The following is a 16,395-nucleotide window of genomic DNA, read 5'->3' as shown; positions in this document are numbered from 1 at the left end:
GAGCGCTCCTGCCATGAATAAGGAGCAGGTTGCATGCCAGAGCTCGAGAAGAGCGGCCAGGAACCGCGCAAGGCCCCTGTAATCAGGACTTTACGAACCTCCCCACAGGATGCCGGGAGGCCTCTTGGAAGGCTGCGGAGGGGACGGGAAGGAAAAAGCTACGCGGCAGGCTTGTAGAGTCTGCCGGCGGCGAACCGGCTCAATTGGCGGAGCAGGCGCTGGCAGCGAGGATGCGTTGGAGCTTCGCCCGCGTCAGGGGCTTTTGCACCACCAGCCCACCCCGGGGCCGTTGGGGGGTAGGGGCAGCGGCGCTCACCACCACTATCTTGCGATCCCACTCCGGATTCTCCAACAGCTCGGCGGCGGTGCCGTCGGGCAGGTTGTAATCCGCCAGGATGAGGTCGTAGGGGCGTAGCTCCAGCAGCGTGCGGGCGCCGGCGAGATCGGAGGCTTCATCCACCGTCGCGCCCCACAGGCGGAGCAGCTCCGCCAAAGTCTCCAGCTGGGCTGGGTCGTCCTCAATGCAGAGAACTCGGCAATCTTCGGTCAGCTCGACGGTGGTGGGCTTCCTCACTGGAGAACCGTCGCAGTCTCATCGCTTTGAGGTCGGCTCGTTTCGGTGCTCGAACCGCCCCCGAACCGCGGCAGACGGACTTCGAAGACAGTTCCGCCGCCGGGCTGAGACGTGACGCTGACGGCACCGCCGTGCCCCTCGACGATGGCCCGGACGATGTACAGCCCCAGACCGAGACCACCGCTGGAGCCCCCAGTCTTGGAGCCCCCCGTCTTGGAGCCACCGGGGCCGCAGCCCCGATGGAAGGGCTCGAAGAGGGTCGGCAAGGCATCGTCGGGAATCACCTCGCCACGGTTGTGGACGCGCAGGATCAGCCAGCGGTCGGTGACCTCGCTGTCCACCTCCACCGGGTGCTGCGGGTCGCCGTGGGCCAGAGCGTTGGCCAGCAGATTGGAAGCGACCTGGGCAATGCGGTCCGGGTCGATCTCCCCGGTGCCATCTCCCGCTTGCCGGAAGACCAGCTCCCGATCCGGGTGGGCGACCTGCATCTCATGATGGACCTGGGCGATGGGCTCATGGAAACTAGAAGAACGTAAAGAAATAGGAATACCTCCGCCGAATCGCGCCTTGGAGTAATCCAAGAGGGTTTCGATCATTCGCACCGCGCGATCCGTGCTGCTCTTGATGATATCGAGCATCTTGCCTTCGCGCTCAGTCTCGCCCAGCATTGCCTCGAGCACCGAGTGGGCCGTGACGATGGCCGACAGCGGACTGCGCAGATCGTGGCCGACGATGGCCATGAGGTGACTCTGGAGCTCCGCCAGCACCCGCTGCTCCTCCTCCCGGCGCTTGCGGACGGAGACGTCCGCCACCACCCCGAAGAGCCGTATCTCACCGTCCGTGCCGGGATTGGTGCGACCCCGGGTCTGCAACCAACGCTCGCCGGCGCCGGGGGTCAGCTGAAGCTCCGCCTCCGCCTCCTCACCGGACTCCAGAGCCTCCAGGAACGCGCGCAAGCGGTGGCGATGCTCGCGCCGGATGGCTCGCATGACCGGCCGCAAAGAGACCTCTTCGCTGCCCCGTTCGAGCCCGAAGAGCTGGTGAAAAGCGCCGGAGTAGGAGATCCGGCGGCGCTCATCGTCCCACTCCCAACCACCGAGCTGCGCGGCGTCCATGGCCAGCCGCAGGCGCTCTCCGTGGCGCGCCAGGATCGCGTCGACCTTGCGCCGCTGCTCCAGGTAGAAGGCCTTCTCCTTCGCCTGACGGGCCTCGTCTTCGAGGCGCTGGCGGCGCAGCTGAACCCGCAGCCGAGCCCGCACGACCTCCAGATCCGCCGACTTGGCGATGAAGTCGTCGGCACCGGCGCGCAGGCCCGCGAGCATCGTCTCCGAGCCCTCGGAGGCGGTGAGCATGATGATGGGCGTGCGCTGGTAGCGCGGATTGTGCCGCAGGCGCCGACAGAGCTCCTGCCCGGAAATCCCCGGCAGCGTGAGGTCGAGGAGGATGCAGTGGACGGATTCCTGAGTGAGAAGCTTGAGGGCAGCCTCGCCGGTGGTGGCGGTGAGCACCTCCACCCCTTCCGCCTCCAGAGCTTCCGTCAGCATCCCGAGGTAGGTGCGACTATCCTCCACCGCCAGCACCCGAACGGCGGAATCGTCGCACACCGTACCGCCGGCGGGGGCCACCGGCGCGATCTGCACCGCCAGAGCCACCAGCTCGTCGCGGTCGTAGGGGAGCTCCAGGGTGTAGATCGACTCCTGGTCCGGGACGCGCAGCAGATCCCCTTCGTCGCACAGGACGATGAATGGGGTTTCGAGCAGATCATCGCCGTTGCGGAACAGTCGCATCAGCTCATCGAGCCCGCCGTCAACGGCCTCGAAGGAGGTGATCACCATGGAGACGAAGCCCTCCCCGGCGATCAGCTCCACCGCCTCCATCGAGTCCGCTTCGGCGATCTCCAGATTCTCCGCCTTCAGGCAATCAGCGATGTCCTTGCGCACCGTCAGGCTGGGGTGAACCACGAGGGCACAGGGCGAGGGAGTCTCTTGGGTTTCAGTCATCGTGGCAAACCTCCGTCAGGAATGCAGCGATCTCCGCTAGTCCCAGGGTGAATTCGGCGGCGCCCAAATCCAGTGCCGCCGAAGGCATACCGAAGACCGTACAGGTCTCCCGGTCTTGCACGAACGTCGTGGCGCCGGCCCGGCGGAGCGCGGCGAGGCCGGCGGCGCCGTCCCGTCCCATGCCGGTGAGCAATCCGGCGGCAACCCGCGACGGATCCTGGTGCCGGGCCAAGGATTCGAAGAGCACGTCCACCGACGGCCGCAGGCCATGGCGCTCCGGGGCCCGGGACAGGCGCAGACGGCCATTCTCCACCGTCACGTGGTGATCCGGCGGCGCGAAGAGAATCTTCCCATCGAGCCCGTCCAGCCGTTCGCCTCCCTGAACCTCGGAGACCGGCATCGGCACCAATCCCTGCAACCAGCTCGCCAGCGCCAAGCTGAAGGGCTCTCCCAGATGCAGCACCACCAGGACCACACAAGGCAGGTCGGTGACTCCGGAAAGAATCTGGCGCAACGCCCGGGGCCCGCCGGTGGAAGCCCCCAGGGCGACGATGCGGATGCCGCGGGAGGGAATGGGAGTGGGCTCTTGGTCTGGCCACTCCGCCGTCTGCTTGCGGCGCCGGCCCTCCAGATGGGTGATCACCCGCACTCGGGCTACCCGCCGCAGGCGCCGGCGGAAGGTCTCTTCCCACTCCTCCGCCGACTCTCCCGGACGCGGTTTGTCGAGCACATCCACCGCCCCTGCGGCCAGGGCGTCTAGGGTCTTGATCAGCTCCCCGCGCTCCGCCGAGGCCGAGATGATCAGGATGGGGGTCGGACAGTTGGCCATGATCCGGCGAGTGGCTTCGAGACCGCCGACACCGTCCATCACCATGTCCAGAGTGACGACGTCGGGGCGCAGGCGCTGGCAGAGGTCAAAGGCCATGCGGCCATCCGCCGCCTCTCCCACCACGGAAAAGCCCGGGCTGCCCTCGAGGCTCTCGACGATCTTTCCCCGCACCGTCAGCGAGTCGTCCACCACCAGCACCCGTACCGGCTTCAGCGACATAGGATCAACTCCTCGACCAACTTCAAGAACTGCTCCTGATCGAATTCACCCTTGACCACGTAGTGGCTGGCACCAGCCTCCAGCCCCCGGCGACGATCCTCCGGGCTGTTGCGGGAGCTGATCAGGATGGCGGGCACCGGATCCTCGTGGGCACGGGTCCGGGTCACGAAGGTAAATCCGTCCATTCCCGGCATCTCGACGTCCACCAACAACAGCCCAAAGGGGCGCTTGGCCATGCGCAGCAGACCCTGGGCCGGGGAAGAGGCCGTCTCCACCCGGTAGCCGGCGGCCTCCAGAATCGACTGCTGGAGCATGCGGCTGGTGAGGGAATCGTCCACGACCAGCACCGGCAGCGGCCGGCGGATCACGACCCGCTCATCGAGTCCCGGACTGGAGGCGATGGCGGTGATCAAATGCTCCACCGAAAGCATGGGAATGGGTTCGCCGCTACGGCCTCGGCCGATACCCGCCACCGCCGGCGCCGGGGCGGTCCACGGCGGCAAGGGCAGCACCGCCAGCTCTTCCACTTCTTCCACCCGATCCACCCCCAGAGCGGCCTGCCGCATTCCGTGGCGCAAGACCACCGCCACCCGGTATTCGCCGGTGGGCACGTCCAGATGCAGAGCCCGCCGCGGTGCTCCCAGCGGGATCGGCACGTCGTCCACCAGCAGCTCGTCTCCGGTGGCGGCCCGCAGCGGCAAGGGCCGCACCTCCGCCACGGCGTGCAGAGGCAGGGCGAAGCGGCGGCCGCAGGCGCGGGCGTAGAGCGCCGGCACCGCGTAGGAGGAAAACGGCGTCCGGATCTCCAGCACCGACCCGGCGGGATCTCCGGGCAGGAGCCGCACCTCTCCCTGGAGGCCCTCCACCCGCTGGCGCAGAGCGTCCAGACCGATCCCCCGGCCGGCCAGGTGATCGACTCCCGAAGCGGTGGTGACCCCCGGCTGGAACGCCAGCTGGGCGATCTCTTCGAGCTCCCAATCGTCGCCCTCGTCCGCCGCGAGGGCGCCTTGGGAGCGAGCGGAGCTGAGCAGAGCGGCGGCATTGATGCCCGGGCCGTCGTCGATCACCCGGAAGACCACCAGGCCCCCTTCCCGCTGACAGCTGAGGGTCAGGTGCCCCCGATCCTCCGTGGTCACGCCGTGGGTCACGGCGTTGGTGACGGCGTGGATCAAGATATCCCGCAACGCCGACGCCAGCTCGGCGTCGAAGCGCGCCTCGCGCCCGACCAGCCGCACGGTGATCTGCTTGCCCTGAGCCTGGGCGATATCCCGGGCCGCCCGCCGCAGGGAGTTGAGCAGCTCGGCGGCGGCCACCAGGCTGAGCTCTTCGACGCCGTCGCGAATCTCCCCCAGAGAGGCCACCACCGCCTCCAGCTCGTCGGCGACCACCGCCACCGGATCCTCCTCGGCGCCGGGAGCGCTGTGCCGCCGCAGATCCTCGAGGGCGCGTTGACTGCGCGCCACCCGGCCGGTGATCGCCAACGTACGGTGCATCAGGTCTTCGAGCCCGAGGAGATCCAGCGGCGAGCTCGCCACCGGCGCGGGCGCCGGGGCGGCGACGCTGGGAGCCGAGTCCTCGCCGACGCCGGGAGCAGCACCGCCGGCGTCGGCACCGGGTCCATCGGCCTCTCCTGGCCGAGGATCGGAGGCCGAGCCCGGCGCCACGGAGGCCCCAGAGCCTCCCGCAGAAGCTCCGGAAGCGCCCTCGGCAGGAGCCAGCACCCGCTGCAGCTCCGCGCCGATCTCGTCGACGGTGCGAAACAAGGGCTGCAGGCTGATCTTCGAAGGGTTCGTGGAGTCACTGGCGGCGCGAGCATCCCGCCAGGCCGCCAGCTGATCCTCCAGGGCATGGGCCAGCCGCGCCGCATCGTCCAGGCTCACCACCCGGGCGGCGCCTTTGAGGGTGTGGGCGGTCCTCAGCAACCCCGCTACTGGCTCCGGCTGCGGATCATCCTCCAGATCCAAGAGCCCCTGAGACAGGCGCTCGTGGAGCTCCGCTGCCTCGATGCGAAAGTAGCGATAGGGATCCTGCGCCAAGGATCAGCTCTCCGAGGTGCGATTTTCTTTGCCTACCAGCCGGGCCAAAGACTCCGCCAGCTCCGCCAGCTCTCGGGACATGGAACGCGCCTGTTCGGCGGTGACCTCGCCCTCCCGAGCACCCTGGGAGACCTCCAACAGAGCAGCGTTGACCTGCTCGACGGCGGTGGTCTGCTGCTGGGTGCTGAGCTCGATCTCCCGGGCTGCCTCGGCGGTGTTGGAGACGCCGTCGGCGATCTTGCGCCAGAGGTCGGTGATGCGGGACACCGAACGGCTGCCCTCGTCCACCGCCTTGGAGCCTTCCTCGGTCACCATCACCGTGGTGTTGGCCGCCGCCCGCATGTCGTCGATGAGCTGGCGAATCTCCCGGCTCGACTCCCCTACCCGATCCGCCAGTCGCCGGATCTCGTCCGCCACTACGGTGAATCGCTTGCCCGCCTCGCCGGCCCCCACCGCTTCGATGGTGGCGTTGATGGCCAGAATGTTGGTCTGCTCCGACAGCTCGTTGATGATGTCCAAGATGCCGCCGGCGCGCTGGGACTGCTTGCCCAGCTCGAGCATGTGCTCGACCACCGCGTCCACCTGATTGCGGATGGTGGTCATGCCGGTGTCCATGCCGGAGACGGCGTCGACCCCCTGGTCGGCGGAGCGCGCCGCCTCCTGGGACAGCGACGCCACCTGCGCCGCGTTCTCCGAAATCTGCTTCGACGCCGCCACCAGCTCGCGTAGCGTGGAGGTCACCTGCACCGTCGCGGTGGCCTGCTCCCGGGCGCTCTGAGCCTGCTGGCCGGACGCCACGTCGAGCTCCACCACCGAGCTCTGGATCCGCGAGACCGCATTGTCCAGCTCGTTGTTGAGCCGCCGCGAGAGGGCCAGGGAAATGCCCATGGCGATGATGGTGGCGAGGGTGGCGAGGGCGATGAGCAGCGAGCGGGCGCTGCGGGTGCGCTGGTCGGTATTCTCCACCTGCCCCTTGATCGCCGTCTTCTTGTTGGAGACGAAGGAGTCGATGAGCTTCATCAGCGACTCGAATTGCGGCCGGGCCTCGGTGTCGAAGCGCGCCTCCAGAGCTCGCTCGCTGAGCCCTTCGGTCTCGGAGACGATGTTCTCCACCGTATCGATCCACAGCCGGTTGGCGTCGAGGATCTGCCCCAGCAGCTCGTGCTCCTCGCCGAGCATCAGCTCGCCGATCTCGTCCTCGTCCAAGTCCAGCGCCAGCCGCGCCTGGTGCAGACGATTGAGGAAACGATCCTCGCCGGTGATCACATAGGCACGAAAGGCCGCCGACTCCTCGTGCACCCGGCCCCGCAGCTGCTCGATCTCGAGCAGTGCGCGGTAATGCCGCACCACTTCTTGCTCGGCACTGGCGATGATGTCGGTGGATTTGATTCCCACCACCGCCACCACCCCCAAGAGCACCACGCAGGCCAGAAAGCCGGCGCCCAAGCGCTGGCCAAAGCTCCAATGAAACATTGTCTAAGTCCTTTCCTCTCCGATGAGCTCGCGTAGATCTTCGAGCACGGCGGAAATGCTCAGCACCGAGAACTCCTGTCCCTCGTACTGGATCCGACCGGTGATCGGCGAACCTCCCCTTGCTTCCTTGGCGGGCTTGCGGCGGCGAGGGGAATCCGGGCTGCTGTCGGCCGCAGCTTCGTCCAAGTCAGCCTCGCTCTCCGCATCCACCAAGAACAACCCTACGACCTCTTCGACGGCTAGGGCCACCGGCGCCTCCCGGCACAACAACAACCAGTGGGCGCGCCGAGCTTCCAAGCTCAACAACTCCGCTAGCGAGTAACAGGGGTAGAGCTTGCCCTCGACACTGCTCAATCCCAAGAGCTGGGGCAGCGACGTGGGCAGCGGCACGACCTCGCCGCGGGAATGGAAGGTCAGCAGCTGAGAAACGTCGATGGCCAACCACCGCTGACCGCAGCGCACCCCCAGGTAGCGGATCTGCGGCCTGCGGGCGTCCTCCCAAGGCTCGGCGAAGGCATCGTCGAATTCCCGACGCAGCCTTTCCACCGCCACCGGCTCCTCCCGGGCATCCGCCGCCGGCCCGCTCACGCGTCTTCCTCCAGACCCGTTTCCTCCAGGGTGGCCAGCTGAGCCCGGCAGAGCTCCACCAGCGCCTCCCGGCGGAAACCGCCGCCGTAGAGCAGGAGCTGCGCCGACTCAGTGCCGGCGAGCAACCGCTCAGCCTTCTCCAGATGCTCCTGGGCCTGCTCCGAATCTCCCCGCCGCATCGCCAACCGCCCGAGGTGCAGGTGGGCCATGGTGAAATCTTGATCGAGGTGCAAGGCCGTTTCGTCCTGCCGCCGCGCTTCCCGCAAATCCCCTTCCAGCTCGGCGCACAACGCCAGCAAATAGCGGGCGCCGGCGTGGAGGCCGTCTAACTGTTGAATTTCCCGGCAGGCCAGCCGCGCCCGGGCCACGTCCCCGCGATTGGTTAACAACACCGCCAACAAAGTCCAGGAATCCACATCCTCCGGGTGCTGGCGAGCCAACTCCTCCGCCAACTCGAGAGCCTGATCGAAGCGCTCCAGGTTCATCAGTTCCAGAACCCGAGCTCGGCGATCCCGCCCGTTCAGCCCTTCCCCCGGCTCTTCGGCGACGGCGGCCGTCTCGTTCCCGGGGCCGTCCACCCCCGCCAACCGCCGCCGCGGCGGGGCCGAGGATGATACCGCTCCCGAGGCCACGGTGTCGCCCCGGAATCCTCGGGCCACCGTCGAATCCTTGCCATCGGCCTCAGCCTGCGAAGTCTCAGCAGGCTGGCGCCGATAGTAGAAGGTGCCGTGGGTGTGCTCGACCTGAAAGTCTTGACTGATGCCGCGCAGGGTCTCGGTGTGGCCGAGGAAGAGAAAGCCGTCGGGCTCCAGAGACCGGGAGAACCGTTGAATCAGATCCCGGGTCAGAGAAAAGCGGAAATAGATGATCACGTTGCGGCAGAAAATGACGTCGAAGCGCGAGCGGCCGAAAAAGTTCCCGTCCTCGTGAGCCAGATTGCGCTGCTCCAGACGCACCATGGAGCGGATCCTCGGCGAGAGGATGAAGCGATCCCCGCGCTGACGAAAATAAGCGTGCTGCATCTCCTCGGGAGTGCTGCGCAGCGACCAGCGAGAGTAGCTCCCCTCCTGGGCGTGATCCAGTGCCCGGCCGTCGAGATCGAGACCGGTGATCTCCACCCGCTCCAGCAGCGCCGGCCAGTAGTGGGCCATGACCATGGCGAGGGAGTAGGGTTCCTCGCCGCTGGCGCAGCCCGCCGAGAGGATGCGCAGGGATTGGGAACGGGGACGGCTCTCCAAGAGCTCCGGGATCACCCGCTCCGTAAACGCCGAGAATTGCTCCCGGTTGCGGAAGAAATGAGTCTCACCGACGGTCAGCAGCGTCGCCAACTCCCGCTCCTCGTTGCTGCCCAGAACGCCTTCTTCCAAGCGCACCAAATAATCGTTGGCGTTGGCCATCCCCAAGCTCGTGAGGCGTCGGTAGAGCACCCGCTCCAGGCTCTCCGCCAAGGGCCCTTCCAAGAGCAGCCCCAGCCGACGACCGACATAGCGGCGAAATCGCTCCAGGTCACTCGCCAGGACCGGAGCGATCATCGAGAATCCCCAATGGAGGAATCTCCAGCAGCAGCCTCGTCAGAGGCAATCGATCTGTGGGGTAGGTCCAAGGCCTCGACGATGCGGGCGGTCTCCAAACAGACCAGAATCTGGCGATCGAGGGCTCCCAGGCGACCGACGGCTCCCGCCGCCGCTTCCGAGAGCAAGTCGGCGCGGTCGAGCTCCTGCGCATCGAGCCAGCGCACCCTCTCCACCGCGTCCACCGCCAGCACCGGCGCCTTGGGATCGTGCAGCGTGACCCAGCGGCCTGCTGGGCGTGCATCCGATGGGCCGGCATCCACTGGGCCTGCATCCGTTGGGCGCCGTCCTCCGACCCCTTCATCGTCGAACAATCCTGCCAGCCGCAGAACCGGCAGCGAGCGCCCCCGGACCACCGCCACCCCGGCGACTTCCGGTGGTGCCCCCGCCACCTGGGTCACCGCCAGAGGGCGCAACACCTCTCCGACCTCGCCCAAGGCCAGAGCGCAACGTACTCCACCGGCGATGACGATGAGAAACGGCTCTTTGCCCTGCCGATCTCCACCACCGACGGTCCAGCGGAGCTTGGATGGATTGGACTGCTGCATGGGTCCCTTCGAGGACGGAGTTCGAAGCGTGGATCTCGAGGATGTTCGGGGCTGCCGCGCAGGGCACATACTACCTGTAGCGGCCTACCTGTAGCGGCAGTCCCCTGCCGATAGATACGAAGCAAGGTTTATACCCGGCCTCGAGCTCCCGGTGCCAACCCCCGGCCCACGGACCTTCAGATCCCGGCGAGCCCTGGTACGGCCGTCAGGATCGCCCCAAGGCTGGTAAATCCTGCTCTCCGCATTGCAAGACCTGCACCCCTCCAGACTTTCACCATGGGCTGTTAAACTGTCTTCGATGGGGAGCCTTCCTCGTCGTTCCAACGAGATCTTCGCCCGCCTCAGGAGTCAGCAATGAATATCTACAAAGTACTTCCGGATCTCAAAAAGAAGCGCCAGATGCACCTCTGGCATACCGCCCTGCGCTCCCAGTGGTCGGCGGAGGACGTCCAGTGGGACAAACCCCACCGCATCACCAGCCGCAAATTCAAAGAAGAGCTGGCCAAGGTGCTGACCCCGGTGCTCATGGGCGAGCAGGCGGCGCTGTACTCGGTCTCCGGCCTGATCCCCATCCTCGGCCACCGTTCCGAGGTGGAGAGCCAGTTCTATCTCACCACCTGGGCGGTGGACGAAGCCCGCCACACCGAGCTCTTCGCCCGCTTCTATCAGCGGCTGGACCAAGAACCCCTGCCCATCCGCCGCTTCCCCGCCGGCTACCTCTTCCAGAGCCGCATCGTCTCCAAAGAGCCGGCGGAGTGGCTCTCCGGCGTGTTGATCAGCGAGGTGCTGGCGCTGCTGATCATGGAAGAGTTCAAGCGCCTGGACATCGACCCGGTGCTCAGCGATGTCTCCGACGGCATCCTCGGGGACGAGGCGCGGCACCTGGGCTTCAACCACATTTATCTGGAAGATCGCTTCAGCCAACTCTACGAGCAAGATGCGGCGGAGGCGGAGAGCTTCAAGGAGCATCTCGCCAAGCGGCTGGACTACGTACTGGAGGGCGTGCCGCCGATCTTCGAGGCGCTCAAGACCGAGCTCGACTCCATCGGCCTCGCCAGCGACGAGGTGATGCACAAGCTGGGCAAAGAGACCCACCGCCGCCTGCTGCGCTCGGTGGAGGCGGGCCGCCGGGTGGCCCAGCGCCAGAGCCAGGCCAGCCGGCTCTCGGAGGCGGAGACCGTCGGCGCTTGAGCCCTCCCGCCGAGACCCTCACCGCCGCCCTGCTGCGCGCCGCCGAGCGCTTCCCTCAGCGGGGCGTCGCCATCTATGACGGCCGCGGCCGCCGGGCCGAACGGCGCAGCTACCAGCAGCTGCTGGCTTCGGTGCAAGCCTGCGCCTCCCAGCTGGCGGGGCTGGGAGTGCAGCCGGGGGAGCCGGTACTGGTCTCCCTGCCCACCTCCTGGGAATGGATGGACGCCTGGATGGGCGCCCTGCTCCTGGGCGCGCTGCCGGTGGCCATCGCCCCCGCCGGCGCCATGGGCTCCTCCGTCGCCCACACCCAGCGGGTAGCGGCGATCCTCGATCTGCTGGGGGCGCGGCGGGCGGTGGCCGGCACCGCCCTGCGCACCGGCGCCGAAGAGCTCGGCCTCGACGGGCTGGCCCAGGCGGTGATCACCCCCGAGGAGCTGCGGGCGATGACCGCCATCGGCTTCACCGCTCCCCAGCCGTCCCCGGACGACCTCGCCTTCCTGCAGCTCACCAGCGGCTCCACCGGGCTGTCCCGGGCGGTGAAAATCTCCCATCGCGCGGCGGTGCACAACGGCCTGGCCAGCGACGAGGCCATCGGCGCCCCCCACGGCGCCGCCGCCAGCACCTGGGCCGAGAGCATGGTCTCCTGGCTTCCCCTGCACCACGACATGGGCCTGGTGGGCTGCCTCTTCCTGTGCCTCAACCGCGGCCTCGACCTCTGGCTGCTCAACCCCACCACCTTCCTGGCCCGCCCCCGGCTGTGGCTCGAGAACCTGGGCAACCACGGCGTGTGCTTCGCGCCGGCGCCCAACTTCGGCTACCAGCTGTGCGTCGAGCGCATCGCTCCCAAGCAGCTCCAGGGCCTTGATCTATCCCGCTGGCGGGCTGCCATGACCGGCGCCGAGATGGTCCGGCCGGAGACCGTCGAAGCCTTTTGCCAACTCACCGCCGGCTGCGGTTTCCGTCCCGAGGCCTTCCGCCCCTGCTACGGTCTGGCGGAGGCGACCTTGGCGGTGACCTTCGACCGCCGCGGCGAAGGCCTGCGCACCCTGCCGCTGCCGGCGGGGGCGGACACCGGTCTGGGCCTGGGGGACGTGGCCTGCGTCGGCGAAGCGGTGGCGGATACGGAGCTGCGCATCGCCGGCCCCGCCGGGCGGCCCCTCGCCGAGGACCGCATCGGCGAGGTTTGGGTGCGCGGCCCCGGCGTCTTCGACGGCTACTACAACGATCCCGAGGCCACCGCCGAATCCCTGGTGGACGGCTGGCTGCGCACCGGTGACCTGGGCTTCCTCCACGACGGCGAGCTCTACCTCACCGGCCGCACCAAGGACGTGCTCATCCTGCGCGGGCACAACCTCATGCCCCACGAGCTCGAATGGCTGGCGGAAGAGGCCATCGGCGGCGGCGGCGCCCAGCGCTGTGGCGCCTTCTCCATCGCCCGCAGCGGCGCCGGCGAGGAGCCGGTGTTGGTGCTGGAGGTGGACAGCCGCAGCCAGGAGAACCTGGAAGAGCTGGAGCGGGAAATTCGACAGCGCATCGGCCGCGCACTATCCTTGCCCCTCGCCGACCTGGTGTTCGTACGCCGCGGCAAGATTCCCAAAACCACCAGCGGCAAGGTTCAGCGCCGGCAGCTGCGCCAGCAATATCTGGACGACGAGCTGGAGGCCCTGATCTGAGCCCTGGATCGAGACCCCAGACCCAGGGGCCCCAGACCCAGGCTTCAGGTCGAGCTCGGGGCCGGGCTCCGGGCTGCGGCCTTGCCCTTGATCAACCTCTTGGAGACGAGAGCAGACCATGAAGATCGACGAACAAAAGAAGATCGCCACCTCCGTCATCGCGGAGATCAGCGGTACCGATGCCGGCGAGATCCAGCCCCAGATGGACCTGGTGGCGGAGCTGGGCATCGACTCCCCCAAGGCCTTGCAGCTGCTGGTGGAGCTGGAGGACCGGCTGGAGATCGAGATCAGCGACGAGGAGGCCGCCGGCCTCGACACCGTCGGTGACATCTACCAATTCCTGGAGGCCCGGTCTGTGGAGGCAAAAGGCTGAAGCTTCAGGGCTTCCGACTGCGACTGGCGGCCTCCTTGCTGCGCTGGGTGATCCAGCTCTTGGGCGCCACCTGCCGGGTGCAGGTGGTGACCGGTGCCGGCGTGCTCGAAGAGCTGGCGGCGAGCCGCCGGCCGGTGATCTTCAGCTTTTGGCACAACCGGGTGCTCTTCTGCGCCTACACTCTCTACCGCCGACTGCTGCGCAAGGGCTACCCCATCACCATCCTGGTCAGCCACTCCGGCGACGGCGCCCTGGGAGCGCGGCTGGCGGAGCTGTGGCGGGCGCGGGTGGTGCGCGGCTCCAGCTCCCGCGGCGGCAGCGCCGGGTTGCGCAAAATGTACCGGGCGGTGCGGGACGGCAGCGCCGCGGTGACCATCCCCGACGGCCCCCGAGGCCCGCTGTACCGCGTACAACCCGGTGCGGTAGTGCTGGCCCAGATGGCGCAGGTGCCGATTCTGCCCCTGGCTTTCAGCGCCGACCGCTACTGGGCGATAAGATCTTGGGATAGGCTGATCGTGCCGAAGCCCTTCGCCCGGATCCGTCTCGCCGTCGGCGAGCCTCTGGAGATCCCCCGGGAGCTTACGGAGGGCGACCTGGAAGCCCAAAAACACCGGCTCGAAGAGACTCTCAACCAGCTCGTCCAGCAGGTGGAGGCCACCCCGGGCCAGAACCCCGACGGCAAAGGCCCGCACGACGGAAGCTCGGGCGGCAGCTGATCGGATCCGTACAACCCGACGCCGCCGTACCAACCCAAGGGAGCCACGGCCCCCGCGGCCGTCGACTGGAGGAAGACGACCATGGAATCTGTATCGCATCCGGAGATGGAGAAAATCATCTCCTCGTGGAATCGGGACACCCTGCTCAGAGAGCTCACCGAGCGGGGCGACGACTTCAGCACCGAAGCCCGGGCGTTCATGCACGCCGAGCTGCTGCGCCGGGGGGTCACGGAGGAGGAGATCCAGCTCGCCGCGGAGCGCTATCGCGCCCACCTCTCGGAGCGTCAATTCACCCACGACGAGCTGGTGGTGATCCGCACCTTCGACGCCATGACCATCGCCGAAGCGGCGCGAGACGAGCTCGAAAGCGCCGGCATTGCCTGCCTGCTCCACGGCTCGGACCATCTGCTCTTCGGCCCTGGTCTGCTGCGGGTGGGCCCTGATCCCATCACCATCAAGGTCGCCGAGCACGACGCGCCTCGGGCCCGCCAGGTGCTGGAGAGCTTCGCGCTGCCGGTCTCCGAGGGTGAAGCCGGGAACGACGAAGAAGAGTAATCAGGCTCCCGGCGGCTCTCGCCGGGGCTCGGGCCCTGGGCCCTCCACCACCGAGGCCAGGGCCGCATCCAGCTCCGGCGCTCGCCGCTGCCAGAAGTACCGCTCCATGGCGGGAGCCACCGATCCAGGCTCCCGCCACACCGAGCCTGTCCGCTCCAGCCGGCCCGCCAGCTCTTCGATGCGCCTCGCCAGCGCCCCGCTCTCCGGCTCTCCAGATTCACCGCTGAAGAGATGCTCCTCCTGCGCCGCCGGCGATAGAGGGGCCAGGAGCTCCGGATAGGCCAACCGCCGCGGCAGCAGCGGAAAAGCGCCGGCGGCCATGGCCTCCACCGCCCCCAGGCCAAAGAACTCGTGATCGGCGGTGGAGACGAAGACATCCGCCGCTGCCAGCTCCCGCCAATAGTCCCCTCGGTCCTCGGCGTAGCCCCAATGCCGTATTCGCTCCCCGAGGCTTTGGCGGGCGTGGTGGAAGATTTCCGGAACCTGACGAAAGCTCTGCCCCAGAACGCTGACCCGAAAGTCCACTCCCCGCTCCCGCACCAGCTCCAACGCGGCGAAAAAAGCCTCGGGATTCTTGTCGTGCTCCCAGCGCGCCGCCCACAGCAGCCGTAGCGGCCCCGGCTCCCGCTCTTCCGAGCGTCCCGGCCCCTTGCCACTTTCTGGAGGCTCGATTTCCGGGCAGACAATGCCCGGAGGCTCCACCACCGAGCGCTCGGTGATGCGGGCCATCAACCCGTCCACTCCTCGCTCCAATCCCAGGTCCGGCAGCTGGCGCAGCAACTCCTCCGCCGCCTCCGAGAAGGCAGCGCGATGGAAGGCCGAGTTGAACCACACTCGGTCCGCCGCCAGGGCGGTGACCACGTTGGTGAAGCCGAAATGGAGATCCCGAGGGTCTGGGTGACGCACCGGGTAGGTGAGCTGATTCTCGTGAAAATAAACCACCCGCGGCAGCGCCGCCACCGCCGCCGGCGCCAGCCCCGCCAGCTGAGCCAGGTCGAGCATGTCGGTGGCGAAGAGCACGTCCCACGGCCCTTGGTCCGCGACCTCCGGCCGCTCCAGCTCCGCCGCAAAGCTCAGGGGAGCCTGGCGCATGCGCCATTTCCACTGGTAGGCGGGAAGGGTGAGGAGGGTCCAGCGGTGCTCGCTGGCGCCGATCCAACCGTCCAGGAAGGCGCGGTGGCTACCGCCGTAATAGGGCTCCAGAGCCAGAACCTTGAGACTCGTCATCGGGTAGTGTCCGGCCCCGCCAGCGGCCAACGAGGAGGGCCGGAGGGCTCACCCCGCCTGCAGCCGCTCCTGCATCCATTTGAGCAAGCCGCCGCGCAGGATCATGTCCACCTGCCGTTGCGACAGCGTGTGCTGCACCTGGTAGCTGCGATCCCGACTGCGGTTGCGCAGCTCCAGCTCCCGGCCCTGCTGAATCGCCGCGCGGGCATTCTCCAGCACCAGCACGTCGCCGGCCTGGATCGAGTCGTAGTCGTGATCGTCGGCGAAGGTGAGGGCGAGGATGCCGAAGTTGGCTAGATTCTGCCAGTGGATGCGGGCGAAGCTCTTGACTAGCGCCAGCCGCAGCCCCAAAAAGCGTGGCGCCAAGGCCGCGTGCTCGCGGCTCGACCCCTGACCGTAATTGTCCCCTGCCACCACCGCGTGCCCCCCAGCGTCCCGCACTTCCATGGCCCGGTCGTGGTAGGTGGGATCGAGAATGTCGAAACAGAACTCGCTGATCTTCGGGATATTGCTGCGGAAGGGCAGCACCCGGGTGCCCGCCGGCATGATCTCGTCGGTGGAAATGTCATCCCCCATCTTGAGCAGCACCGGGATCTCCAAGCGGTCCGGCAGCGGGTCGAAATCCGGGAAGGAAGCGATGTTCGGTCCCTTCACCAACTCCACCTTCGCCGACTCCTCCGGGGGCAGCGGCGCCTCCAGGTGGTCGGTGAGGATCACCGGATTCTCCGGTTCTTCAACCCGTGGATACTCCATGTCCAGGGTGCGGGGATCGGTGATCTCGCCGGTCAAGGCCGCCGCCGCGGCGGTCTCCGGGCTCACCAG

At 67.7% G+C, this 16,395-nt stretch carries 15 protein-coding genes; 5 read left to right on the top strand and 10 right to left on the bottom strand.

Annotated features, from left to right (window positions below; all coding sequences use genetic code 11):
* Positions 1 to 199: 199 nt before the first annotated feature.
* The 8 genes from SX243_05130 to SX243_05095 are packed head-to-tail and all read right to left on the bottom strand — an operon-like array spanning position 200 to position 9,838.
* Positions 200 to 574 (bottom strand): response regulator, encoded by a 375-nt coding sequence (locus tag SX243_05130; protein ID MDY7092341.1) that lies wholly within the window; start codon positions 572 to 574, stop codon positions 200 to 202.
* Positions 571 to 2,574, bottom strand: coding sequence for a response regulator (locus SX243_05125; protein ID MDY7092340.1), 2,004 nt, complete (start codon positions 2,572 to 2,574; stop codon positions 571 to 573). The genes SX243_05130 and SX243_05125 overlap by 4 nt, the downstream gene beginning before the upstream one ends.
* The gene (locus tag SX243_05120) at positions 2,567 to 3,622 is read right to left on the bottom strand and encodes a chemotaxis protein CheB (GenBank protein MDY7092339.1); all 1,056 of its coding nucleotides are present in this window, start codon (positions 3,620 to 3,622) and stop codon (positions 2,567 to 2,569) included. Before SX243_05120 ends, SX243_05125 begins: the two co-directional genes overlap by 8 nt.
* A complete protein-coding gene (locus tag SX243_05115; GenBank protein MDY7092338.1) occupies positions 3,613 to 5,658 on the bottom strand; it encodes a response regulator in 2,046 nt (681 codons plus the stop codon). The genes SX243_05120 and SX243_05115 overlap by 10 nt, the downstream gene beginning before the upstream one ends.
* Positions 5,659 to 5,661: 3 nt before the next feature.
* The gene (locus SX243_05110) at positions 5,662 to 7,131 is read right to left on the bottom strand and encodes a methyl-accepting chemotaxis protein (GenBank protein ID MDY7092337.1); all 1,470 of its coding nucleotides are present in this window, start codon (positions 7,129 to 7,131) and stop codon (positions 5,662 to 5,664) included.
* Between the two features lie 3 nt (positions 7,132 to 7,134).
* Positions 7,135 to 7,719 carry a chemotaxis protein CheW gene (locus SX243_05105; GenBank protein MDY7092336.1) on the bottom strand — a complete coding sequence of 195 codons (585 nt, stop codon included), beginning with the start codon at positions 7,717 to 7,719 and terminating at the stop codon, positions 7,135 to 7,137.
* Positions 7,716 to 9,251: a CheR family methyltransferase gene (locus tag SX243_05100; GenBank protein MDY7092335.1), complete on the bottom strand. Its 1,536-nt coding sequence runs from the start codon at positions 9,249 to 9,251 to the stop codon at positions 7,716 to 7,718. The genes SX243_05105 and SX243_05100 overlap by 4 nt, the downstream gene beginning before the upstream one ends.
* Positions 9,248 to 9,838, bottom strand: coding sequence for a chemotaxis protein CheW (locus SX243_05095; GenBank protein ID MDY7092334.1), 591 nt, complete (start codon positions 9,836 to 9,838; stop codon positions 9,248 to 9,250). The genes SX243_05100 and SX243_05095 overlap by 4 nt, the downstream gene beginning before the upstream one ends.
* A gap of 354 nt (positions 9,839 to 10,192) precedes the next feature.
* Here SX243_05095 and SX243_05090 point away from each other — a divergent pair, with 354 nt between their 5' ends.
* The 5 genes from SX243_05090 (at position 10,193) to SX243_05070 (ending at position 14,346) form a co-directional block, all read left to right on the top strand.
* A complete protein-coding gene (locus SX243_05090; GenBank protein MDY7092333.1) occupies positions 10,193 to 11,029 on the top strand; it encodes a ferritin-like domain-containing protein in 837 nt (278 codons plus the stop codon).
* Complete coding sequence (locus SX243_05085) at positions 11,026 to 12,702, top strand: fatty acyl-AMP ligase (GenBank protein MDY7092332.1); 1,677 nt, start codon at positions 11,026 to 11,028, stop codon at positions 12,700 to 12,702. Before SX243_05090 ends, SX243_05085 begins: the two co-directional genes overlap by 4 nt.
* Before the next feature lie 118 nt (positions 12,703 to 12,820).
* Positions 12,821 to 13,075, top strand: a complete 255-nt coding sequence (locus SX243_05080; GenBank protein MDY7092331.1) for an acyl carrier protein — start codon at positions 12,821 to 12,823, stop codon at positions 13,073 to 13,075.
* 35 nt (positions 13,076 to 13,110) lie between these two features.
* Positions 13,111 to 13,791 carry a lysophospholipid acyltransferase family protein gene (locus SX243_05075; protein ID MDY7092330.1) on the top strand — a complete coding sequence of 227 codons (681 nt, stop codon included), beginning with the start codon at positions 13,111 to 13,113 and terminating at the stop codon, positions 13,789 to 13,791.
* Positions 13,792 to 13,872: 81 nt separating this feature from the next.
* Positions 13,873 to 14,346 carry a DUF2007 domain-containing protein gene (locus SX243_05070; GenBank protein MDY7092329.1) on the top strand — a complete coding sequence of 158 codons (474 nt, stop codon included), beginning with the start codon at positions 13,873 to 13,875 and terminating at the stop codon, positions 14,344 to 14,346.
* On the opposite strand, the gene SX243_05065 is transcribed toward SX243_05070, so the two are convergent.
* Together SX243_05065 and SX243_05060 are read right to left on the bottom strand one after the other, a co-directional pair.
* Complete coding sequence (locus SX243_05065) at positions 14,347 to 15,573, bottom strand: DUF3524 domain-containing protein (protein ID MDY7092328.1); 1,227 nt, start codon at positions 15,571 to 15,573, stop codon at positions 14,347 to 14,349.
* Between the two features lie 48 nt (positions 15,574 to 15,621).
* A partial coding sequence (locus SX243_05060; GenBank protein MDY7092327.1) for an aconitate hydratase occupies positions 15,622 to 16,395 on the bottom strand: 774 nt, incomplete at its 5' end.

This window comes from Acidobacteriota bacterium (genome assembly GCA_034211275.1).
GTDB lineage: Bacteria > Acidobacteriota > Thermoanaerobaculia > Multivoradales > JAHZIX01 > JAGQSE01.
This window is presented reverse-complemented; position numbering and strand designations above follow the sequence as displayed.